A 23008-nucleotide genomic window follows, 5' to 3' on the forward strand; every position below is an offset into this window, starting at 1 on the left:
GAATTATTTTTCACTATATAGTTAGCGTGCTAACTAAATTGAGGGGGACTGCATACATGTTGAAAATATTTAAATACTTAAAACCAAAAGAATGGACGCTAATTGTAACCAGTATTGTGTTCATAGTAGGGCAAGTTTGGCTGGATTTGAAGTTGCCGGATTATATGGCTAAAATTACGACCCTTGTACAAACAGAGGGCAGTAAAACGAGCGATATATGGACCGCTGGAGGGAAGATGCTTTTATGTGCCCTTGGCAGTATGATTTTGGCAATCATTGTGGGCTATTTTGCGGCAAGGGTAGCAACGTCTCTTTCAAAGGAATTGCGAAAAGGAGTATTTAACAAAACTCTATCTTTCTCTGTGGAGGAGATTAATGGTTTTTCAATCGCAAGCCTAATTACTCGTTCTACTAATGATATAACGCAAATACAGCAAACTGTTGCTATGGGTCTTCAAGTTATGATCAAAGCTCCTATCCTTGCAACATGGGCTATTTTGAAGATCATGGGGAAAAGTTGGGAGTGGTCAGCGGCAACAGGGGTAGCTGTCATTGTTTTACTTATTTTGATAGGTAACCTAATCATCTTTGTGCTACCGAAATTTAAAGTCGTTCAAAAACTGACAGATAATCTTAACCGAGTAACAAGAGAAGGTTTAACTGGTATTCGTGTTGTTCATGCTTATAACGCACAAGGGTATCAGGAAGAAAAATTTGAAAAAGTAAATAACAATTTAACTGATACAAATCTTTTTGTGAACCGCCTTATGGCCCTTATGCAACCGGGGATGGGTCTGATTATGTCAGGTTTAACTCTTTCAATCTATTGGATTGGAGCGCATTTAATTAATAATGCAGCGGGTATGGATAGAATTGGTAAGTTTAGTGATATGGTCGTATTTTCATCTTATGCTATGCAGGTAGTTATGGCATTTATGCTATTATCAATGACATTCATTTTGCTACCGAGAGCAGCAGTATCTGCAGCACGTATTAATGAAGTACTAAATACACCTCAGACAATTATGGATGGAAAAATAAAATCGTCCCCTAAGGGAATCGAAGGTGAAATCGAACTGCGTAATGTTAGTTTTAAATATCCTGATGCAGAAGACTATGTTTTAAAGGATATTAGCTTTACAGCACATAAAGGCGAAACTGTTGCTTTTATCGGTTCTACGGGTAGTGGTAAGAGTACGCTAATTAATTTAATCCCAAGATTTTACGATGCTACTGAGGGAGAGGTATTAGTCGACGGCATTAATGTGAAAGAATATGCACAAGAAGCTCTTTATAATAAGCTTGGCTACGTTTCTCAAAAAGCCGTATTATTTTCAGGTACGGTAAAATCTAATGTTGCCTATGGTGATAACGGGCAGACTTCATCCACAGATGAGGAGATCAAAAAAGCGGTGGAAATTGCCCAAGGGCAAGAGTTTGTGGAGAAAATGGAAGGCGAATATGATGCAACTATTGCCCAAGGTGGTACAAATCTTTCAGGGGGACAAAAACAACGTCTTTCTATTGCAAGAGCTGTGAATAGATATCCAGAAATCTTTATTTTTGATGACTCGTTCTCTGCCCTAGATTATAAAACAGACCGTCAACTTCGTTCTACCTTGAAAAAAGAGACGAAAGGTGCAACTTCTTTGATTGTGGCACAGCGAATTGGAACGATTAAAGATGCTGATAAAATCATTGTTCTTGATGAAGGTAAAATCGTTGGTATGGGGAAACATAGTGAATTATTGAAAACTTGTAACACTTATCAGGAAATTGCCTATTCGCAGCTATCGAAGGAGGAGTTGGAAAATGAGTAATACACAAACAAATAAGCCCCGAAGAGGTCCCGGTGGTCCAGGTCATATGATGGCTCCTGGAGAAAAGCCAAAGAATTTTAAAAAGCCTATGGGAAAATTGATTGCTTATTGTAAACCTTATTTACCAACGATAATCTTTGCCATTGTATTGGCAATTGCAGGAACAATTTTCACGATCATTGGACCCAATAAGCTGAGTGAGATCACCGATTTGATAATAGATGGCATGCCTGGTGAAATTGATATTACGGCAATAGGAAAAATTGGTCTGTTACTTGCTATTTTGTATGGATTGAGCTTTATATTCAATTATATTCAGGCGTTTATTATGGCTACTATTACGCAGCGAGTTTCCAAAAGGTTACGTACAGATATTTCGAACAAAATCGATAGATTGCCGTTGAAATATTTTGACTCTACAACCTACGGAGATGTGTTAAGTCGTGTCACGAATGATGTAGATATGATTGGACAGTCTCTAAACCAAAGTATCGGTTCATTAGTGACAGCGGGAGTTATGTTCTTTGGATCTTTGATTATGATGTTCTCTATTAATGTGACGATGGCTCTTTCTGCCATTGCAGCAACTTTCGTTGGATTTATATTCATGACATTTATTATATCCAAATCCCGTAAGTACTTCGTACGCCAGCAGCAGGACCTTGGTAGAATAAATGGCCATATTGAAGAAATCTATTCAGGGCATAATGTCATGAAGGTTTATAACGGTGAAAAAGCGGCGACAGAAGAATTTAATGAAATCAATGAAAGTCTTTTTAATAGCGCTTGGCGAGCACAGTTTATGTCAGGGATGATGATGCCACTCATGATCTTCATTGGAAATTTAGGTTATGTTGTTGTGTGTGTAGTAGGTGCTGCATTAGTAGTGAAAGGTTCTATAACATTTGGTGTTATTGTTTCATTTATGGTGTATATCCGCTTATTTACGCAGCCGTTGTCTCAATTAGCACAGGCCGCTACAAGCTTGCAGTCAACTGCCGCAGCAAGCGAACGTGTATTTGAGTTCTTACAAGAAGAGGAGCTTCAAGATGAAAGTGATAAGAAAGTCACTTTAGATGCTAAAGATGTAAAAGGTAATGTAGAATTTAAAAACGTGAAGTTCGGATATACAAAAGAGAAACTTATTATTAAAGATTTTTCTGCTCATCTAGAAGCCGGTCAAAAAGTGGCCATTGTCGGACCTACTGGGGCTGGTAAAACAACGCTTGTTAATCTTCTCATGCGTTTCTATGAAATAGACAGTGGGGAAATCATGATTGAGGATGTATCGACTAAGTCAATCACTCGTAAAAATGTTCATGACTTATTTTGCATGGTGCTGCAAGATACTTGGCTTTTCGAAGGTACCATTAAGGAAAATATCATTTATAACAAAGAGCATGTAACCGATGAAAAAGTGGTTGCAGCTTGTAAGGCAGTAGGCTTACACCACTTTATTCGAACGCTGCCAAAAGGTTATGATACAGTTTTAAATGATAATACAAGTTTATCTGTAGGACAGAAACAGCTTATTACGATTGCAAGGGCAATGGTTAAAAAAGCACCATTGCTTATCTTAGATGAAGCAACAAGCTCCGTTGATACGCGTACGGAAGCACTGATTCAAAAAGCAATGGATAAATTGATGGTGGGCAGAACATCATTTGTTATTGCACATAGACTTTCAACAATTAAAAATGCAGATTTAATTTTAGTTATGAAAGACGGAGACATTATTGAAAGTGGTAATCATGAAGAACTGATTGCAGAAAAAGGATTCTATGCGGATCTATATAATAGTCAGTTTGAAGATGCTTCTTAAAATTGAATGCCATCTATTCGCTTTAGGCTACTAGGGCAGGGTGTAGCTTCGTGAATAACTAAGATTGATAATAATCACCTCGTTCCTTAGAGGTGATTTTTTTATTGGATATTTATGTTAAAATAGATTTAAATTTTGTGAAGAAATGTAGTTAAACTAACTACGCAGGATAGTTCAACAAGAGTTTAGGAATCAAATCAATAGAAAGAGACCAAAGGGGGTTACAATTTTGAACAAGAATATATTGGGAGTTTTATCAGTTTTGACCGTAGCAATAAGTATTATTTTTTTCTTTATAATCAGAGGACCTAACGCTAACTTAACTTTAGGTATAAGTGTGTTTACAGTGCTTTCTGTACTTGGCATTATCTTTGCTATCTTATCTAAAAAACTATGGTTTATTATTATAGGAATTTTGTTAAACGGCGCAGTGTTAGTATTCGTTTATTTTCTATTACTTGCAGTAGGGATTAGTGAGCCTTAAAAATTCCCTTCAAGAAAAGGGCGTGATTGTTGAATAAGCCCCACTTTTCTGATTCAATGTGTGCTAAAATTCCACAAGGATTAATAACGTATACATAAACAAACCTAATAACGTTCCCATATGCAAGTTTGGAAATACACCAAAAAGCCATGAATGTTGTGAAATCGACATTCGTGGCTTTTCTAATGAACATTGTTTATGCATTGTTTTTGCACTTTTGTTAAAAATCAGTCATAGCAAATGTTTTGAAGCATTTGAAGTAATGCTGCATCATCTTCTTAACTGCGCCTTATGCGATTATTACATTATCGAAGGAAGCAATTGAAATTAAACTGAAAGAAATAGCTTATGATAACACTCCTTTTTTAGAATCGTATCATAATTTACAGATACCAGAACGTGATTTTATATTAAAAGTTTTTCACTGTATTCAGCTTTAATTTATAAGTAACTATGCAGGTTAATTGAAGAAAATGTTTATTTTATTAATTAACAATAGATATAGTCGTACGAGGGAAAGAAGAAATACAATTTAACATTAGTTAAGGAGAACCTTATCATAAGTAAGTGAAGTTTAAATCCAATCATCAAATAACGATGATTGGATTTTTATCTTAAAGACAGAATAGGACTGAATATTTTACCTTGAAGGCATATTTTTTATAATTCTATTTGCTAGTCGCCACGTTTCTCTAGATTTTTAGCAGTTTTACTTTGAGCAACATCCTTTTGGTTTTTAAAGGTACCCATGAGAAAATCATAGGCGGGGTTCGTAACACCATACCAGTAATTTTCATTTTTGAAATGATGCCATAAATGAACCTTTTTCATCCAACGCCCCCATGGAGATATTGGCCGAAGGGGGCGATGGGCGATATAATGCTTCCACTCATAATATAATAAAAAGAGCATGATACCTGCAATAAATGCGTTTGTCATTATAAAGCTAGATGAAAGAATATAAAAAATCGCTGCTACAATTGCAATGTTTGGCACACTATACCATAAGGGTAAAAATAATAAATGTAATTCATTTGGATTTGAATGGTGGTCATAATGTAAGCGTTTAAGCATTTTTAACAAGAATGCATTCTTTGGTGGTTTCAGATGAAAAAGAAACCTGTGTGTAACATACTCAGCTAAGGAATACATAATCATTCCCAGAATAAAAGCACCCAAAATTCCGATAGAGGTTAAATGTAGAATCATAAATCCAAAGCTAATGAGGAATAGACAGGTCATGATTAATATATCAGGGTAGGAAAAATATTCTTTCAAATATTTCAATCTCATTTATCACGCCTCCAGTATTCTTTATTTTTTTCTATCTTTCCAGAGAGCTAAGCTTTTCGCCATTGTTGTCATAGACAACCTTTCCGCTTCCAGTGCATCTCCCTTTAATGCAGCTTTTAATAAGTCGTGGTAATAGTTGAAGGACAACTCACGATGATCTTTTACAGAAAAATATCTTTTCGCCATATCTATATAAATGGAATCGAAGCTATTTAAAATGAGTAGAAAGATTGGATTGACAGCAAGGCCGGCACACCTCTTTTGCAAATCCCAATCAAATGCTGCATAGCTTACTGCACTATCTTCAAGCTGCTCTAGATTGGCAAGGAGAGCAACTACTTTAGGTTGATTAAACGTAACAGCATTACGAATATAAGTCGGAGTCAAGGAACTTCTTAATTCTAATAAGTACATGATAAATTCATCTGTTATGATCGGATGATTCTCAACAATATTAACAAGTGTCGTTAGATTCCCTTCGCACCAATAATCATTAACAGTCGCAGGCATTCCTTTTTTTCCTGTTATCCACCCACCCCTTCCTAAACGTTGAAGTGCCTCCCGAATAGTTGGACGACCAACACCAAATTCTTTTGCAAGCTCTCTTTCCGGTGGTAAAGTACTTCCTACAGAATAAACACCAGCCAATATGGATCTAATTAATTCATTCTCAATTTTATCTGAGGAGCGTTCCTTTTCTTTCAAATCATCGTCTCCTTTGTTTTATGGTAATACAAATTAAAGTCAGTGGTAATACCAAAAATTATATATCAAATCTGAATTTTCTGTCAATAAAAAAGGGCGAATTTTTATAAATAGAATTATCAAACAACCCCTGAAATACATAGTAGGATGCATTATAAATTTAATTTATTTGAATCAAACAAGTACAACATATGATACAGGAACTAACCAATGGAACTAATTAATATAAAGAGGGAAGAGCATTAAATAAGGATACATAATGCTATTATCAATCTGGAATTATGGAATGAGGTGCTGTTCGATCTGAATGTAAATTGTGAGGGGGAAAGTGGCTTATTTCAGATCAAATGACTGATGTAGGACGATATATAGTCATTAATCGGTTGAAATAGTGGTTTATAGTCACTATATGATAAAAGGTTGATCTACAGCGATTTACGAAGCAAAACCATCTTATTAACAAGGCGGAGTGAATGTATGATTCGCCCTAAATGCTCTGAATTCGTATGAAAAAGTAAGTTATATAACTGAAAAAAACCTTAATGAATAAGGTCTCTCCAGATATTTTTGGTTTTATATTCTTTTGAGTGTGTAACTTCTTTTCCGAACCACGATGGAGGTGTGAATTCTTTTGCTTGTTGTTCGCTTTCGAATTCTATTTCGGCTACAACTAACTCTGGGTTTACAAAGATATCGATCATTAAATCGTGTCCTTTGTAATCGAAGAATCGTCGATACTTTTCTACACCAGGTTTTAATGCTAGGTTGTCTAAATCGATGAAAGCATCTTTGCTGATATTGAATTTGATTTCGTTTCGAATCATACCGCTTCCGCTTTTGTAGGACATATCAAATTTCTCGATACCCCCTTCCACCTGTTTTCGAATTCTTACTTCTTCAATCCCGTGCACCGTTAGGTAATTTTGATAAACTGTTTTTGTTTCAAACGGAATCATTCCCTTAGGAAGTTCACCGATTAAAAACTTGCGTTCAATTTCTTGCAAAATGATGACCTCCCAATATTAATTTATGGTTTCTATAACGGAACCTTTATGTATCTCAATTGAGAAATTATATATATGTATTGTAATCCATTATAAGCCAAAAATATTTTTAATTGATAGGCTCTGATAGAAGTTCCCTTAAAAATGTGGGTTTTCGACGATAAAAGTAGGCTTTGTTTGCTCGGAATCATAGAAAAGCCAAGAAACGTTAATTTACCAGTGTTTCTTGGCTTTTTTGTATTCCTAAATGATCAATTGGATTAAATTGTTTAATAAATCTGGTAACCCCTCAAATCGAACAAACTGCGTACGAAGTTGAGTGTAATAAGATGCAAGCCGAAATAAAACTGTTTGTAAAAGCTCGATAGGTAAAACTAATAATCACTTTATCACTGTAGAATAGACAGGCTTTTGCAGCCATCTTTTAATCAAGGCTAGGTGGCTGTTTCATTTAATGAATGAATATAAAATTAAAACATAGTTGACTTATTGGTTTTGTATGTTTAAAATCGTATTAATTGTTCGAATATATTGAATGATTAACTAATAGGAGGAGGGTTAAGGAATGACAATTGAAACACTGACAAAAGATTTGAGCGGATTATTTGAAGAGATTGTAGAAAATCGTCGCTATTTACATCAAAACCCAGAGCTTTCTTTTCAAGAAGAAAAAACATCTCACTTTATAGCGGATACATTAAAAAGTTATGGAATTTCTGTTCAGGAAAACGTTGGTGATAAAGGTGTAGTCGGATTTATTCAAGGTGGAGAGCCGGGAAAAACGATTGCATTTCGAGCAGATTTTGATGCATTACCGATCGAGGATCAAAAAGAAGTTACATATAAATCCACAGTGCCTGGCGTTATGCATGCCTGTGGACATGATGGGCATACAGCTGCCTTACTCGCTGTGGCAAAAGTTCTTCAAAAACATAAGGACAGTATTCGTGGAGCAGCTAAATTTATTTTCCAGCCAGCAGAAGAAAAGCCACCAGGTGGGGCGAAATTTATGATTGAAGATGGGGTTTTAGATGATGTAGATTATGTGTTCGGTGCCCATGTAGCGACAGATCTGCCTGTTGGTAAGCTATCAACCGCTTCAGGTGCAACAATGGCCTCAGTTGATGCTTTTACGATTCGGATTTTTGGGAAGGGCGGGCATGGAGCTCGACCACATGAAACGAAAGACTCCATTATTGCGGCAACTCATTTAGTTCAACATCTACAACAAATTGTTAGTCGTCGTATTAATCCAACAGAAGCGGCAGTTGTAACGGTTGGAAGTATACATGCTGGAAATGCCTTTAATGTAATTGCAGACTCTGCTGTATTAGAAGGAACCGTTCGTGCATTGAATAAAGATGTTCGTGCTCAGATAGAAAAGGAAATCCGAGCAATTTTAGAAGGGCTAAAGATTACTAATTATATAGAGTTTGAATTAGATTACCTACATGGTTATCCGGTACTTGTTAATCCAGTAGAAGAGGCTGCAATTGTGGAGCAATTCATAAAAGAGCAGTTTGGAGAGCGTGCTTTTATTCAGAAAGAACCGGTGTTAGGAGCGGAAGACTTTGCTTACTATTTACAAGAAAAACCTGGTAATTTCTTTTATGTAGGCGCTCATAATGAAGATCCAAATACACAATATCCTCATCATCATCCAAAATTTGATTTTGATGAACGAGCACTACTTAATACAGGGGAATTGTTCCTGAAAATTGCCAATCATTTCTTGATCGATTAATCTCTGAGAACTATGTCGATTAGAAAAATGTAAAATCGATACACTCACTTGATAGAATGAAGCCCATATTTTCTGTTTAGTAGTAAATGAATCTGGAGGAATGATACCTTGATTGTCTTTAAATATATCGTAAAAGAATTTTATCAAAAGAAAAAGAAAATAATCGCTTTAAATGATGTTTCTCTAGAAGTTCATAAAGGAGATATATTCGGAATTATTGGCTATAGTGGAGCAGGTAAAAGTACATTAATTCGGATGGTAAATGGCTTAGAAAATCCGACTTCTGGACAAATCATCGTAGACGGAAAGGATATTCAAACATTAAGTCCAAAGGAGAAAATTGTAAATAAGAAAAAGATTAGTATGATTTTTCAACATTTTAATTTACTTGAGTCAAAAATTGTTTTTGACAATGTCGCTTTGCCATTAAAACTACGAAATGAAAGTAAAGAACAAATCGATAGAAAAGTGAAGGAAATGCTTTCATTTGTAGGGTTAGAAGATAAAGTTAAAAATTATCCGAATCAACTTTCTGGAGGTCAGAAACAACGCGTTGGGATTGCGCGTGCACTTGTCACAAATCCTGAAATTTTATTATGCGATGAGGCAACCTCTGCACTCGATCCTAAAACGACAAAATCAATTTTAGCATTGTTAAAACGAATCAATGAACAGTTTAATATAACCATTCTATTAATTACACATGAGATGGAAGTTATTCGGGATCTTTGTAATAAAGTAGCTGTGATGGAAAATGGTCAATTAGTTGAGACAGGAAATGTTATTCAAGTGTTCGGTCAACCGAACGAACCGACTACTAAAGATTTTGTAGAAACGGTTATTCCAAATAAAATTCCAAAAGATTTATTAGATTTTTATCAAAAAAATCAACATACGTATACGTTATTACGGCTAAAGTTTTTAGGAGAAAATACGGCTAGTTCGTTATTATATCAACTAAATAAACGTTTTAATCATGTAGAAAGCAATATTGTCTTTGCCAATGTTACAGAACTAGAGGGAACTACCTTAGGCATCTTTACTATCGCTTTTTCTGCAAATGAGTCAATCATCCAAGAAATTAAAGCATTTATTAGAGAATTTAATGTCATCGTAGAGGATGTGAAAATATGAATCGGATTTCCCCTGATATTATTTGGCAGGCCATGATCGAAACCGTTTATATGGTTTCTGTATCATTATTAATTGGAACGTTATTAGGGTTACCACTTGCACTATTTCTAGTACTTACAAGGCCGAATGGTATTAAAGAAAATAAAATTGTTTATTTCATCTTAAATTCAATTATTAATATTATTCGTTCATTACCGTTTATTATTTTGCTCGTAGCGATCGTTCCGTTTACACGTTTAATTGTTGGAAAAACATATGGTACAGAGGCAGCGATTGTTCCGCTAATTATTTATATTGCGCCATTTATTGCACGATTAGTGGAAACATCTCTATTAGAAGTGAATCCTGGAATTATCGAATTAGCAAAATCATTAGGCGCAAAGCCTTTACAAATTGTACGACATTTTTTAATCCCTGAAGCACTTGCTTCTATTATATTAACGCTAACAACCGCAACAATTGGATTGATTGGAGCAACTGCGATGGCTGGTACGGTTGGGGGCGGTGGTATAGGGAATTTAGCCATATCATACGGTTATCAACGTTTTAATACATTTGTCATTATTTTAACTGTCGTTATTTTAATTATTATTGTGCAACTTATCCAATCACTCGGCAGTTATTTAGCAAAAAAAATTAGACATCAATAAAAAAGGGGTCATACGTTTATGAAAAAATATATTTCAGCATTTCTTCTATTATCGCTTGCCATTTTTTTAGTAGCTTGCGGAAATTCAGATTCTGATTCAAGCTCATCAGATAATAAGAAAACAATTAAAGTCGGCACGTCACCTGGGCCTTATAGTGAATTATTTTTAAAAGCTGTAAAGCCAATTTTAGAAGATAAAGGATATAAAGTAGAAGACACAGAATTTACAGATTTGCGACAAGCGGATGTTGCATTAGCAGATGGTGGCATAGATTTAAACGTGGACCAACATACAGCTTATATGAACAATTTCAATAAGGAAAGTGGCTCATCCCTTGTTTCTTTAACAGCTGTTCCAACAGTACCAGCAGCTTTATTCCCTGGTAAAAAGAAATCATTAGATGATGTTAAAAAAGGCGACGTAATTGGTATTCCACAAGATCCATCAAATGCAGCTCGTGCATATGCCATTCTACAAAAAGCAGGTTGGATAAAAATTAAAGAAGGTATAGATCCAATTCAAGCAACAGCACAAGATATCGTTGAAAATAAATATGAGTTAGAAATAAAAGAAATGGAATCAGCTCAAATCCCACGTACATTAGAAGACTTGGATTATGGTGTAATCCCAGGAAGTATCGTATTTTCTTCAGGAATTGATGCGAAAAATGCAATATTGCAAGAAGATGTTGTGAAAAATTACGAATTAGTAGCAGTAGTAGCTGAAAAAAATAAAGATACTGATTGGGCAAAAGCAGTAAAAGACGCCTATAATTCTCAAGAGTTTAAAAAGTACATGGATGAAAATAACAAAGATAACTATTGGTTTGTCCCAAAAAATGATTAATCCTATTGTAATCAGTATTTATTGCTAGAAATTCTCTAGTGCTAAAAGATTTTGTATAAAAAATCGATATGTCCATCGTTTCTTTTAAGATGCTTTACCTAGAGGAATCTATTTTGATTGATTATTGTCAAAATGGATTCTTCTTTTTTTTCATTAAAATAAACAAATCGTAATTTCGTTTACAAAAAATAAATTTATTATATATTGTTTATTAAATGATAAACACGGAGAGGTTTTGTTTATGAATATAAGTGATGTGACAATAGAGGAGTTATCAAAGGGATATGTAAGCACAGGTGATGGCTATGAGTGTATCTTTTGTAACGAAATATTTGATGTCGAAGAAGTGTTCAAAATAGATAATCGATTTTTTAGGGCTAAAAAAGCTATACAACTCCATATAGAGAATGAACATATCTCTGTGTTTGCAGCATTGCTTCAATTAGATAAGAAGTATACAGGGTTATCAGATATCCAAACCGAATTGCTGAAGCTATTTGCAACAGGGGCGCCAGATAAGGAAATTATTAATAGCACTTCTGCAAATAGCATTTCAACAATTCGACAACATCGATTTAAATTGAAAGAAAAAGAAAAACAAGCAAAAGTTTTTCTGGCTATTATGCAGGTATTAGAAACAACAAAAGTATACGAACCAATTCATAAGGGGGCAACACAGGTGGATGAGCGTTATGCGATTACAGTAGACGAGAAAGAAGAAGTACTAGCGACGTATTTTAAAAATGGCTTAGATGGTTCAATTGATAGTTTTCCAAGTAAGGAAAAACGAAAAATAATTTTACTGCAACATATTGTAACGAATTTTGCGGTAGGGCGTAAATATAATGAAAAAGAAGTAAATGAGATTTTAAAGCTTATTTATAGCGATTATGTATCCATAAGAAGATACTTAATTGAATATGGTTTCCTAGATCGAAGTGACGATTGTACAACGTATTGGGTAAAAGAGGTTTAAAGAACGAGCATAGATGATTTTTATTACCCGAATATTCCTAGAAATAACTTTTGTTGGTGCTATTTTTTCTTTTAATTTCTGTTTTATGGCGCAAAAATTTGGGTTATGAGAAAAATTACAAATTAGTAGTGGAAGTGAATTTTTGTTACATAAGGAGGGATTAGAAAAGCGTGCCGGATAAAATTTGAAGTTATTTTTTTTAATGTTTTTATAAAGAATGCTAATATCTATTTTTGACGTCATACTAAATGTTGTTTGTTGGGTAATATAATGCTCAAATATTCGTGTCGATGCCAGCTCTTTCGATCAATTTTATTGAAAATCATTATTATTTGCCTCCTGAATATTATTACTTTTTATTTAGGAGGCTATTTTCACTGTTTTTTTCATTCATTACACCCTGTCTGATAAAAAAATATATCTAATTTTTGGTACTAGACATCCTAAATCTTTATCATAGTAAAGAGGGCTTTCAAGGACAGCCATTAAATAAACATTACTATTAACGATCAGTCCAATACCACTTAATAGCATCTTTTTCAACGTTTTTAACAAAATCGTCTTTCCCGTCGCAATAGCCATCAATATCATTTGGATTCTGCTTGGCAAGTTGGCTCTTTAATTCCCCATACTGCCTACAAACTTCGGGATGCTCTCGAAGGTAATCTCTAAATGCTAAATGTCTTTCTATTTCTTCAATATTGTTATATTGAAAAGCGTGAATTTGGTGTGTGCGATGATCGCCACCTTTACGGAAATATCTTCTTCCGTTATCCCCAATTCACCCTTAACTTCGTATCCAATCTCTTGAAATTGCTTAGAAAATGAATCCAATTTATGAATATCATTGACTACTAGTAAGATATCAATAATTGGTTTTGCTTTTAAACCTGGAACTGATGTGCTTCCAATATGAAAACTATTCACCAATTCATCTTGAATGATAGTTAAGATCTAATGCATTGTCAATGATCTATTTGAAAACAAAGAATATTTTAATTTCCTCTACAAAGCAGATGATTCGTTTTTTCGTGGTGTTAAAATGAGCGATGAAGAGTTTGATAGCAACTCTTCACCACTCTAAAGGGGAGGGGAGGTAAGCAACGCTCAATCTTTAATTTGCGTTGCACTAATTAATGCTAAATATTGAGTATCCCCTAAACCGTACTGAGGGAAGAGATGCAGTAGGTTTCGCACGATTTCATTTTGAGATAGATGTTGATGTGTTTGAATATATTTTGTAATTTCATTGTCATTTTGCAGAAGTTCTAAATACAATTTGATCCCTTGATACAAAACTGGCATCAATTCTTCATCCGGCATACAGTGGTCTACTAACACTGCTTCATATATTTCATAATAGCTACCTAAAGTTATTTCAGTTTCTTGCACATCATATGTTTGCTCTCTCACCGCATGATAGTATATCGTTCCTTTGAATGATGTTTGTTCTAAATAAGCTAACACAGTTATTAAATTCATCTGACAGAACATTTCTTCACCAAACCAAAGAACGATATATTGATATTCTTTTGAAAATAAGGTCTTTTCAAGAGGTGCAACTGTAATAGCTTCGTAATCCTCAAGTGAGACTTGATGTCCTGCTGCTCGAACCTGTTTGAATGAGTCGCTAAAAATGGTTTTAAAGGTGTCGTGTACACACATTTCATTAAAAGGTGCATAATCGCTTTTCCCCATTAATTGCTGAGAACTGAATTCTTCGTACATATGTTGTCCATTTAAAATGTTCAATACTTCATGATCAAAATGTTCATCCACATGCTTTTGTAAATCTTCAATTCTTAATTTTTTTGAAATATCCATATCATAGCCCCTCGCTTCATTCATAGTGAGTTTCACATATGACTGCAATGGTTCAGGACTTAAACGGAATGCGTTAGGGCTAACTCCAAATATCTCCTTGAAAGCTCTGGAAAATGCCTCTTGGGATGAATAGCCATGCTTTAGCGCTATCTCAATGATCCTTTCATCTGTTTCACTAAGAGAGATTGAAGAAAGATAGGTTTTTCTAAGGGTTATATAGCGTTTTATGCTAATACCTGTTATTTGATGAAATTTAAAAGAACAGTAATAAGAAGAATAACCCATTACTTCACTTAGTTTCATCAGTGAAAACCCCTCAAACAGATGCTCTTCAATCCAATCAATCATATCTTGAATCATGTCGTTCATCATGTATCACTCCTAATTTTAATTATAGTGAAGAATTAAAAGGGGTTTTGATAGTAGTTGTGCTTTTTGAATGAACCGAATTGAATTCAACGATAAGGTGGAAATGATGTAATATCAAGAATTTTTTATGTAAAATCGAATTTGCCTTTAAGTTATTTCTTAGAGTGAATTTGGATGATTGGAAAATAAACTAAAAATAAAACATATGATATGTCTAGGTGCCATGAAATTCGGTGTTAAGAAAAAAGAATAAGGAGAGTAATAGGTGAAAAAAAGAAATTTGCTTATTTTTTCTATATTACTAGGATTGTTAACGCTATTTATAAGTTTTAGTCAATTTTTAAGTCCTTCTTCAGAAGAAATGGGGGAAACAGCTAAGGATTTTTCATCAGAACGAGCTCTTGATTATTTAAAAGACGTAGCAAAGGAACCGCATCCAATGGGCTCTCCTGCGAATAAAAGGGTAAGGGATTATATTGTCAAACAATTTCAAAATCTAGATATACCTGTTGAAATTCAATCGAAGCCAGTGAAGGATATTAGAGATGGGAAGTATGCTGCAAAAATAAGTGCTGGGACTGTTGAAAATATTATTGCGAAAATCCCGGGGACATCAGGAGATGACAATGCGATTTTATTAACAGCTCATTATGATTCTGTAACAGAGGCTCCTGGAGCGTCAGATGATGGTTATGGCGTTGTCACAATTATGGAGACAGCAAGAGCATTAAAACAAATGCCGGCACCTAGAAATACAATCTATTTTGTTCTAACAGACGGTGAGGAGCAGGGATTACTTGGAGCGAGTGCTTTTAAAGATCGAACGGATGTTTTGAATAAAGTAGGCGTAATGTTAAATTTCGAAGCAAGAGGCAATACAGGGGTACCAATTTTGTTTGAAACGAGTTCAAATGATTTAAAGTTAGTGCAATTGTATAAAGAGACCGTTCTATACCCCGTAGCTTACTCATTTGCTTCTGAAATGTATAGAAGAATGCCGAACGATACAGATTTTACTGAATTAAAAGTGACAAAAAAATTAGGCTATAATTTTGCGAATATGAATGGATTAGAGGCATATCATGCGGAGATAGATCGTGTGGAAAATAGTGATGAGGGAACAATTCGTCACTTTGGGAGCTATGTTTTTCCTTTAGTGAAAAAGTTTATGATGATGGATGCAAAAGAGTTTCAAGCCATAGAGGAAAGTAAAAGTGATGCAATTTACTTCCCACTAATGAAAAAGACATTAGTCGTGTATTCCGAAAAGGTTGTCATCCCATTGATGATTGTTTTACTTGTCTTAACAGCCGTAATATTCTTCTTCAGTTTTAAAAAGCGAGTGACACAGATTAAGGGGTTGGCTTTTAGTTTATTAGCGATGATGGGTAGTCTTGTTGCCATTTTCATCTTCTATTTTCTACTAATTCGTCTTTCAACAATTGTATTAATCGGTGAAATAAATGAATTTAATATGGTTATGTTTGGTGCTTATGATTCGACGATGCTTACGTTGATGCTCTTTTTCGCTATTGTGCTCTGTTTCTTCTTTGCGAAGTGGATTTCGAAAAAATGTGGTCTTGAGAATTTCGTGATGAGTACGCATGTATTATGGATTTTATTGGCTGTGATGACGAGTCTTACGTTCAAAGGTATTAGTTACGCATTTACAGTCCCGGCGATTATTAGTTTGCTGTTGATTTTACCAATTATATTAAAAGTGAATTGGGCGAAGGGAGTATACCATTATATAGTTGTTGCAGGATGGACAGTTCCAAGTATTTTATTACTTGCGCCAATTATGTATTTGATGTATGTTGCACAAACGATTAGTATAGCACCTATATTAGCTATTCTAACGGCAATCATTACATTCCCAATAGTAGCAATTGTGAATTGGTTAATGGCGGAAGATGAGGTATAGCCGAGTTTTATATAAAAAGAGGAGAAAAGCGACTTCGTTTTTCTCCTTTTCTTTGTGTGAGCAAAATCTGATTGTTAATGCATAGTAGTTACGCAGCTGGAAAACCCCACAACTTACATTGTTGACTTACATGTTAAATGATAATTTTTGATAGTGATTGAATAGGTTCTCTACTTTATCCTGAATAATTTGTTTTAATGATTCAGGACGGACTGATATAATTATTTTTTAAAGAAAACAACATTGAGCCAAATATTCGATTCGAAAATATGAACGAAAATTCTATTTTTTCGATGGTTGAGAATAATTTAGGTATAAGTATTTTACCAGAAATGATTATCCCTAAAGGATTATATTCCATAAAGGTCATACCACTTGAATTAGAACAAACTAGGACAATCGGTTTAGCCATTAGAAAGCCTAGTTCACCTGCAGTTAAAAAATTCGCTGAGATTACTGAGAATTGGGTAAAACGCACTTAAAAAACTTGATCTTCACGCTTTCTTAAGTGTTGTAAATCTCATTTCATTCCTCTCTTTTATATGTACAATAGGTAAAATAAGGATTATTAATAGAATTTCATTTTAGGGGGTTATAAGTATGCCTGTATTTTCACAAACGATAACTAACTATTGGAAATCGCAATTTTTAAACGGAGATGTTATTTACAACGATAAAGTCCTTTCAATCACCATCAATCCTGACCTGAGCGAAGATCATCGGGTCATGGTACTAGAAACAACTGACGGCCGGGTTATGACTGTAATGACGCCTGGGATAGCCGATAAGTTAGACCTTTTTAAAGTACACGAACTGTCTGTGTTGAACTTCCGTCAGAAATTAAAGGAAGCAGGAATCATACTACATGGAGCAGATAATATTTTTTATTTTTCAGAAGCTGAAAAGAACGTCTTGCTGCAAGAAAGTTTGGAAGGTACATTGCGTCAATTAACAGAACAAGATGATGAGATCTTCTCTGAGTTTGAGTCCTCTGCGTCGGAACAAGACTTGGATGATGCGTATGTGGAGTTGGATCATTGGGCGGTGTTCGGCTCTTTTGAGGAAAACAGATTAGTCTGTGCTGCCAGCATGTATCCTTGGGAAGAAGATACGCAAATTGCAGATCTTGGCGTACTGACTTTGACATCATTTAGAGGAAAAGGTCATGCTCGCAAAGTGGTGCGATCAATTAGCAAGTACGCTTTTAAGCAAGGTTACGAATCACAGTACAGATGCCAGCTTGATAATGAGGCTTCAACGTTCCTAGCTAAAGCGTCTGGTTTGACACTGTTTGGAAAATGGGATGTCATTTCTCCTGATTGCACTGTAGGAAAGTACCTGTAGGATAGGAACATTTAAAAATTTCTGGGCTTGCTTCGCACTCTTTTAATAAAAAATAAACCGATTTTTTCTGCATTGGGAAAAATCGGTTTATTTTTATAGGAATTGTAGTATCGTAGATTTTAGGTCAAAATGTTGGAGCTGTTGAATTTTCATTTTTATCATAAACCTATTTTATTATTTTTCGGAGAACTAGAAAAAGTTAAAAAGAATATAAAGCAATGGATAAGGAGAGTAGCATGTACACAATTGGGCAAGTAGCAAATTTTTTAGGTGTATCTCGAGATACGTTAAAATTTTATGAAGATAAGGAATTAGTAAAGCCAAAACAAAATATTGAGAATGGGTATAGAAAATATAGTCATTTTGATATTTATGATATAACAACAGTAAATTTCTATAGAGAAATTGATATTGAAATTAAAAAAATCCAGGAACTAAGAAAAAGTAAGAGTATTGCGGGAATACAATCATTATTAGAAGAGAAAGAACAAGAGGTTTTACGGGAAATTGAATATAAAAAACTTCTATTAAAGAAGCTTCGAATAGTAAAAGAAGATTGTGAGAAAATCAAGCAATTCTTAGGAAAATACATCGTTAAGGAAATGAAACCTTTAGAAATAAAGGGAGAAATAGAACATTTCACTGCGTATGATGAATACGACACTCTAAAAAACAATGCAGATAGCTTAAAAAAAGCAGTTACTCTCACATCTTTAAGAAGAGCCATCCATTTCAATGAAAATGGAATTTTAGAAGATAAGTTTATTATTGTAAGAAAAGTGGAGGACCTTGATGAAGAAATAGAAGGTGAAACGCTATCCCATCCAAAATGTTTTTATACAATTATTGAAGATGGAAGATGGTCAACAGGTGGAAAAAGTATTGATCATAATGTGGAAGAAAGTTTAAGAAAAGTAGCAATAGAAAAAGGGTATATACTTTTAGGGAAAGTTTATATAAATCTATTACTGGCCACATATGAAGATGGACTAGAAAGGGTATTTTTAGAGATTTATGCACCTATCAAGTGAGACTTACAAATCAAGTAAAAGGGGGGAATACCAATAACTTAGCAATACTAGAAAATCTGAAGGATTAAGAAGGAGATTAAAATGAAAAGATATACTTTATATCTATTACTGGCATTTACTGTTTTGATGTGTGCTTGTTCACACACAATGCCTAACGAAGAGGGCAATAAAGAAAGTAAAGAAAAATCCGTTAGCAATGTTACTGTAAAAATTCCAGACGACATATTTTATTCTAATAAAAAGAATGAAAATATTAGTGAAGATGAAATGAAAGTAAGTATAACAAAGTATATGGATTATAGTCATGTGATCGATAAAGAAATGGAAACAATTGTTTATAAATATGAGGACGCTACTGAATCTGATAAAGAAAAATTACATAAATTAATCGATGAAGGGGAAAAGAATGATGCAAATTTCAATGATTTTATTAGTAATAATAATATCCCTGATGATTATAAAGAACCTTCAAAGACACTCTATGAATTTGTTTCATCCATCAGGGAAACTTTAACACAATTTGACGAGGAAATTGTTGGAGCGGTTGAAAATGGTAGTTTGAAAGATATATCAGATTTTGCTTCAGAACATTTCACTAAAGCGAACGGAAGGCAGCAACAAAAAATCGAACAATTTTTGGACAAGAAAAATATTAAAACTACATATTTTGATGAATAGAAAGAATATATTTATTTGCCCTTCAAGACTTTGAAGGGTATTTTTTTTTCTTTCGCCGAATCTTATGGTGGTAAAAGTATTGACCTATGAGCAACTCCTAGGTTTAAGCTAAAAGTATTCTTAAAAAATCTTTTACGAAAATTTAGTTTGAAGCGGGGAATATGTATGAATAGAGAAAAGAAACTAAAAAAACCAGTAGCAAGTTTTATTCTACTAACCAATATTATTTTTTTGCCACTTTTTTGTCTTGTAGGAGCCATCAGTATATTGGGATTACCTAAATGGATTTTTGATGTCATGCTCTGTATTTCAGCCTGGTCCTCAACCTTTGCTTTCGCATTTTTATTTAAAAAGATCTATCCTGGACAAAGTTTGATGCAATTTGTAAAAGATAAATTCCACCATAAACTTAAGCTTTCTGTGATTCTTACTGCGATAATGATTCAAATCTTCATATTTTTGATGATTGTATTTCTCGTATGGAAAAATAGTGAAGTGAACTCTGTTTTTACTGTTTCTTCATGGGGAATGATGATCTATTTCTTCTTTAAAAACCTTTTTGCAGGGCCACTAGGAGAAGAGATAGGATGGAGAGGTTTCGCTCAAATGGAGCTCCAAAAGAAGTATTCACCATTACTGGCCTCCATCATCATAGGATTTTGGTGGGGGATGTGGCATTTGCCAATATGGTTTACTTCAGGGCTTATGGGCATGGATTTAATCAAATATATTTTATTCTTTATGATTTCACTCATATCCACTAAAATCGTCATGACAGCATTTTATAACTTAAATCAGAATCTAGTCATCCCCATCATTATCCACCAATTGTTTAATTTTTTTATTGGCATAATAAACGGCAACTTAATCGATTTACTTATGTATAATGCCATTTTTTATTTAGGTGCAGCAGTTTTAATCATCATTATAAATCCAAAGAACGTTTTGTATGGAATGGAAGAAATAACAAAAGACGAGTACCTAAAATCATCATCGTATTCAAATTAAGGCTTTTCACCATTACATGGGGTAGATTTATATTTTGTTTAGAATTTACATATTATTTCTAAATAGCAGGGTTTCCTTTGAGCTGCATGCTATAAATGGGTACATTTTGAAGAATACGGAGGAGAATTAGATGAAAAGAGAAAATTTGTTTGTCGTCCCCTTATCAGATTTTGAACCAGAGATTGGTCGATGGATATGGTGTTTGGAAGATGTTCGGCGAACGCTTTTAAAAAAAATATCAGATATAAGTCAGCAACAGCTCGATGCCAAATTAAACGGTCACTCAATCGGAGCGTTGTTATATCATATCGCATTAATCGAAGCAGACTGGCTCTATGAAGAGGTTCTTGGGGGTAAATGGAATCCAGAGATCCGTTCCTTATTTCCTCAAGAAGACCGTAATGAGGATGGCACCTTGAGCTACATATCGGAACAAACCTTAGACGAACATTTACATCGTCTACAATGTGTACGTGATGAACTGCTTTTCCATTTTCGTTCGATGGATTTAGAGGATTGGCGAGAATCTAGAAATCTCCTCCATTACGATGTCACGCCTGAGTGGGTTATTTACCATCTCCTCGAACACGAGGCGCATCATAGGGGACAGATTTTTCAAATGCTTTCCATTTTGAAGAGACAAAGTTAGCCACTATCTTTAGAAGATGGTTGATTCACCTCAAAATCAACATAAAGACACAAATATTGAAGTGGCACAAATTCGATGCTATTATAGATATGTAAAGTCTCTAATTGAGGTGGAAAATATATGAAATATTCTAAAGCTACAAATTATGCACTACACACAATGCTCTTTCTTGCAAAGGAGGCACCGAATAAACCAGTTGGTGTCCAACCATTAGCAGAGATGCAAAATGTTTCTCCTACGTATTTGTCTAAAATACTAACTAAGTTAGTAAAAGAGGGGATGATCAATTCTGTATCGGGTGCCAATGGAGGATATACTCTTAGTCAGAACTGGGAGGATATTTCATTTTTAGATATTATCCATGCAATTGAAGGCAAATCGTCATTATTTGATTGCTGTTTATATGACGACCCCAAGTGTGTCATAAAAGAAGTAATGCTATCCGCAGAAGAGAAGCTGGAAAACGAGTTAAGAAACAGAAAAATATCGGATCTAGTGAAAAAATAGTAGTGGATTTATAGTCCACCATTATTTTTTTGTTAATCGCGGATATAGAGAGTCTTTTAAGTCTGTGATTAATGTGACTAGTTAGCTTAGAAGCAATATAATTTAACATCTCAATTTGAGCCTTGAAGGCATGTTGGGTAGTGAAACAACATGTACTATATACTATTTATGGAGGCAAGTTATACATGAAGGAATTATTTGATTGTGCAGTTATCGGTGCAGGTGGCGCTGGGCTAAATGCTAGTTTGATTTTAGGAAGATCTCGTAAAAAAGTCGCGTTATTTGATAATGGAACAAATCGGAATCGTGTGACTCAGGAATCACATGGATTTCTTACGCGTGATGGGATTACACCAGCTGAGTTTAAAGAAGTAGCTTTGAATGATGTGAAAAAATACTCGTCAGTACATTATTATCAAAACACGGTTATCAATATTAAGAAGCAACCAAATGGCTTGTTTAAAATTGAGACGTTAGAAGATGGTGAGTATGTTGCTGAGAGAATTATATTGGCAACAGGTGTTCAAGAGGAATTTCCATCAATTCCGGATATTCGAAAGTATTATGGGAAAAGTTTATTTAGCTGCCCAACTTGTGATGGATGGGAATTAAGAGATCAACCTCTAATTATTATTTCTGAAAATGAAGAACAAACGCTTTTTAAAGGAAAGCTTGTTTACAATTGGTCAGAGGATTTGGTGATCGCCACAAATGGTCATGAACTTTCTGCTGCTACATTGAATGAACTACAAAGAAAAAATTTAACTGTCATTACTGAACCCATTCAAAATCTACTTGGTGAGGATGGTTATTTAAACAAAATCGTATTTAGTTCAGGACTTGAAATAGAAAGAATTGGAGGTTTTATAGTCCCTAACTTTGTACGTCCCAATCAATTTGCTTAGCAACTCGGTTGTCAATTAAATGAAAATGGTAGCATTGTAGTGGATGAGGTAGGCCATACGTCACAAAAAAATGTATATGTAGCGGGGGAGACAGCTAAATTAGGCCAGTCTTCAATAATAGTCGCTGCTGCTGAAGGTTATAAAGCGGCAATGGCAGTCGTTTTCGATAGTACCATCTAAAATTTTTTTGCATAATTAAGGATATTAAAGATCTTTAATGTGTAATAAAGAAGAGAGAGTAGGGGCTAATAATAAATAAAAGCATATTATAACTTCAAGATTTTTATTTTC

The 23008-nt window shown here is 34.4% G+C and carries 20 protein-coding genes and 4 pseudogenes; 17 read left to right on the forward strand and 7 right to left on the reverse strand.

Annotated elements, in window-relative coordinates:
* Positions 1–56 precede the first annotated feature (56 nt).
* The 3 genes from ACIQLB_RS08375 (at position 57) to ACIQLB_RS08385 (ending at position 4126) form a co-directional block, all read left to right on the forward strand.
* Positions 57–1820, forward strand: a complete 1764-nt coding sequence (locus ACIQLB_RS08375; protein WP_400723676.1) for an ABC transporter ATP-binding protein — start codon at positions 57–59, stop codon at positions 1818–1820.
* Complete coding sequence (locus ACIQLB_RS08380; protein WP_400723679.1) at positions 1813–3642, forward strand: ABC transporter ATP-binding protein; 1830 nt, start codon at positions 1813–1815, stop codon at positions 3640–3642. Before ACIQLB_RS08375 ends, ACIQLB_RS08380 begins: the two co-directional genes overlap by 8 nt.
* Before the next feature lie 226 nt (positions 3643–3868).
* Positions 3869–4126, forward strand: coding sequence for a hypothetical protein (locus ACIQLB_RS08385; RefSeq protein ID WP_400724050.1), 258 nt, complete (start codon positions 3869–3871; stop codon positions 4124–4126).
* Between the two features lie 675 nt (positions 4127–4801).
* Here ACIQLB_RS08385 and ACIQLB_RS08390 read toward each other — a convergent pair.
* The 3 genes from ACIQLB_RS08390 to ACIQLB_RS08400 form a co-directional block, all read right to left on the reverse strand.
* The gene (locus tag ACIQLB_RS08390; protein ID WP_400723682.1) at positions 4802–5419 is read right to left on the reverse strand and encodes a sterol desaturase family protein; all 618 of its coding nucleotides are present in this window, start codon (positions 5417–5419) and stop codon (positions 4802–4804) included.
* Positions 5420–5440: 21 nt separating this feature from the next.
* Positions 5441–6124 (reverse strand): GntR family transcriptional regulator, encoded by a 684-nt coding sequence (locus ACIQLB_RS08395; RefSeq protein ID WP_400723685.1) that lies wholly within the window; start codon positions 6122–6124, stop codon positions 5441–5443.
* A 539-nt stretch (positions 6125–6663) separates the two neighbouring features.
* Complete coding sequence (locus ACIQLB_RS08400; RefSeq protein ID WP_400723688.1) at positions 6664–7128, reverse strand: CYTH domain-containing protein; 465 nt, start codon at positions 7126–7128, stop codon at positions 6664–6666.
* A gap of 565 nt (positions 7129–7693) precedes the next feature.
* On the opposite strand from ACIQLB_RS08400, the gene ACIQLB_RS08405 reads away from it, so the two are divergent.
* From ACIQLB_RS08405 to ACIQLB_RS08425, 5 genes are all read left to right on the forward strand, one after another.
* Complete coding sequence (locus ACIQLB_RS08405; RefSeq protein ID WP_400723691.1) at positions 7694–8872, forward strand: M20 metallopeptidase family protein; 1179 nt, start codon at positions 7694–7696, stop codon at positions 8870–8872.
* 108 nt (positions 8873–8980) lie between these two features.
* Positions 8981–10006, forward strand: a complete 1026-nt coding sequence (locus ACIQLB_RS08410) for a methionine ABC transporter ATP-binding protein (protein WP_400723694.1) — start codon at positions 8981–8983, stop codon at positions 10004–10006.
* Positions 10003–10656, forward strand: a complete 654-nt coding sequence (locus ACIQLB_RS08415) for a methionine ABC transporter permease (RefSeq protein WP_400723697.1) — start codon at positions 10003–10005, stop codon at positions 10654–10656. The genes ACIQLB_RS08410 and ACIQLB_RS08415 overlap by 4 nt, the downstream gene beginning before the upstream one ends.
* 18 nt (positions 10657–10674) lie before the next feature.
* Positions 10675–11502: a MetQ/NlpA family ABC transporter substrate-binding protein gene (locus ACIQLB_RS08420; RefSeq protein ID WP_400723700.1), complete on the forward strand. Its 828-nt coding sequence runs from the start codon at positions 10675–10677 to the stop codon at positions 11500–11502.
* 241 nt (positions 11503–11743) lie between these two features.
* Positions 11744–12478 carry a DUF2087 domain-containing protein gene (locus ACIQLB_RS08425; protein WP_400723703.1) on the forward strand — a complete coding sequence of 245 codons (735 nt, stop codon included), beginning with the start codon at positions 11744–11746 and terminating at the stop codon, positions 12476–12478.
* Positions 12479–12649: 171 nt separating this feature from the next.
* Here the strand turns inward: ACIQLB_RS08425 and ACIQLB_RS08430 are convergent.
* The 4 genes and pseudogenes from ACIQLB_RS08430 to ACIQLB_RS08445 form a co-directional block, all read right to left on the reverse strand.
* Positions 12650–12804, reverse strand: a pseudogene (locus ACIQLB_RS08430) (CatA-like O-acetyltransferase); the annotation flags it as partial.
* A gap of 67 nt (positions 12805–12871) precedes the next feature.
* Positions 12872–13069: a hypothetical protein gene (locus tag ACIQLB_RS08435; RefSeq protein WP_400724066.1), complete on the reverse strand. Its 198-nt coding sequence runs from the start codon at positions 13067–13069 to the stop codon at positions 12872–12874.
* A pseudogene (locus ACIQLB_RS08440) lies at positions 12981–13405 on the reverse strand (GrpB family protein). The gene ACIQLB_RS08435 and the pseudogene ACIQLB_RS08440 overlap by 89 nt, the downstream one beginning before the upstream one ends.
* Positions 13406–13585: 180 nt before the next feature.
* Positions 13586–14671, reverse strand: coding sequence for a helix-turn-helix transcriptional regulator (locus ACIQLB_RS08445; protein WP_400724053.1), 1086 nt, complete (start codon positions 14669–14671; stop codon positions 13586–13588).
* A 265-nt stretch (positions 14672–14936) separates the two neighbouring features.
* On the opposite strand from ACIQLB_RS08445, the gene ACIQLB_RS08450 reads away from it, so the two are divergent.
* The 9 genes and pseudogenes from ACIQLB_RS08450 to ACIQLB_RS08490 all read left to right on the forward strand — a co-directional run bounded on the left by ACIQLB_RS08450 (position 14937) and on the right by ACIQLB_RS08490 (position 22897).
* On the forward strand, positions 14937–16595 hold the full coding sequence (locus tag ACIQLB_RS08450; protein WP_400723706.1) for a M28 family peptidase: 1659 nt from the start codon (positions 14937–14939) through the stop codon (positions 16593–16595).
* A 236-nt stretch (positions 16596–16831) separates the two neighbouring features.
* Positions 16832–17077, forward strand: a pseudogene (locus ACIQLB_RS08455) (LysR family transcriptional regulator substrate-binding protein); the annotation flags it as partial.
* A gap of 118 nt (positions 17078–17195) precedes the next feature.
* Complete coding sequence (locus ACIQLB_RS08460; protein ID WP_400723709.1) at positions 17196–17939, forward strand: GNAT family N-acetyltransferase; 744 nt, start codon at positions 17196–17198, stop codon at positions 17937–17939.
* Positions 17940–18175: 236 nt separating this feature from the next.
* Positions 18176–18970 (forward strand): MerR family transcriptional regulator, encoded by a 795-nt coding sequence (locus ACIQLB_RS08465; protein WP_400723712.1) that lies wholly within the window; start codon positions 18176–18178, stop codon positions 18968–18970.
* Between the two features lie 81 nt (positions 18971–19051).
* Positions 19052–19648 (forward strand): NDxxF motif lipoprotein, encoded by a 597-nt coding sequence (locus tag ACIQLB_RS08470; protein ID WP_400723715.1) that lies wholly within the window; start codon positions 19052–19054, stop codon positions 19646–19648.
* Positions 19649–19813: 165 nt separating this feature from the next.
* Positions 19814–20656 carry a CPBP family intramembrane glutamic endopeptidase gene (locus tag ACIQLB_RS08475; RefSeq protein WP_400723718.1) on the forward strand — a complete coding sequence of 281 codons (843 nt, stop codon included), beginning with the start codon at positions 19814–19816 and terminating at the stop codon, positions 20654–20656.
* 130 nt (positions 20657–20786) lie between these two features.
* Positions 20787–21305, forward strand: a complete 519-nt coding sequence (locus ACIQLB_RS08480; protein ID WP_400723721.1) for a DinB family protein — start codon at positions 20787–20789, stop codon at positions 21303–21305.
* Between the two features lie 120 nt (positions 21306–21425).
* Complete coding sequence (locus ACIQLB_RS08485; RefSeq protein WP_400723724.1) at positions 21426–21812, forward strand: Rrf2 family transcriptional regulator; 387 nt, start codon at positions 21426–21428, stop codon at positions 21810–21812.
* 185 nt (positions 21813–21997) lie between these two features.
* Positions 21998–22897 (forward strand): annotated as a pseudogene (locus ACIQLB_RS08490) (NAD(P)/FAD-dependent oxidoreductase).
* Positions 22898–23008: the final 111 nt, after the last annotated feature.

Source organism: Lysinibacillus sp. NPDC092081, assembly GCF_044755845.1.
Taxonomy (GTDB): Bacteria; Bacillota; Bacilli; order Bacillales_A; family Planococcaceae; genus Lysinibacillus.

Bases quoted from the DNA above. Each gene is read 5' to 3' on its own strand.
- ACIQLB_RS08375 (WP_400723676.1), top strand. From the start codon at position 57: ATGTTGAAAATATTTAAATACTTAAAACCAAAAGAATGGACGCTAATT.
- ACIQLB_RS08380 (WP_400723679.1), top strand. From the start codon at position 1,813: ATGAGTAATACACAAACAAATAAGCCCCGAAGAGGTCCCGGTGGTCCA.
- ACIQLB_RS08390 (WP_400723682.1), bottom strand. From the start codon at position 5,419: ATGAGATTGAAATATTTGAAAGAATATTTTTCCTACCCTGATATATTA.
- ACIQLB_RS08405 (WP_400723691.1), top strand. From the start codon at position 7,694: ATGACAATTGAAACACTGACAAAAGATTTGAGCGGATTATTTGAAGAG.
- ACIQLB_RS08415 (WP_400723697.1), top strand. From the start codon at position 10,003: ATGAATCGGATTTCCCCTGATATTATTTGGCAGGCCATGATCGAAACC.
- ACIQLB_RS08420 (WP_400723700.1), top strand. From the start codon at position 10,675: ATGAAAAAATATATTTCAGCATTTCTTCTATTATCGCTTGCCATTTTT.
- ACIQLB_RS08425 (WP_400723703.1), top strand. From the start codon at position 11,744: ATGAATATAAGTGATGTGACAATAGAGGAGTTATCAAAGGGATATGTA.
- ACIQLB_RS08435 (WP_400724066.1), bottom strand. From the start codon at position 13,069: ATGATATTGATGGCTATTGCGACGGGAAAGACGATTTTGTTAAAAACG.
- ACIQLB_RS08445 (WP_400724053.1), bottom strand. From the start codon at position 14,671: ATGAACGACATGATTCAAGATATGATTGATTGGATTGAAGAGCATCTG.
- ACIQLB_RS08460 (WP_400723709.1), top strand. From the start codon at position 17,196: ATGCCTGTATTTTCACAAACGATAACTAACTATTGGAAATCGCAATTT.
- ACIQLB_RS08465 (WP_400723712.1), top strand. From the start codon at position 18,176: ATGTACACAATTGGGCAAGTAGCAAATTTTTTAGGTGTATCTCGAGAT.
- ACIQLB_RS08470 (WP_400723715.1), top strand. From the start codon at position 19,052: ATGAAAAGATATACTTTATATCTATTACTGGCATTTACTGTTTTGATG.
- ACIQLB_RS08475 (WP_400723718.1), top strand. From the start codon at position 19,814: ATGAATAGAGAAAAGAAACTAAAAAAACCAGTAGCAAGTTTTATTCTA.
- ACIQLB_RS08480 (WP_400723721.1), top strand. From the start codon at position 20,787: ATGAAAAGAGAAAATTTGTTTGTCGTCCCCTTATCAGATTTTGAACCA.
- ACIQLB_RS08485 (WP_400723724.1), top strand. From the start codon at position 21,426: ATGAAATATTCTAAAGCTACAAATTATGCACTACACACAATGCTCTTT.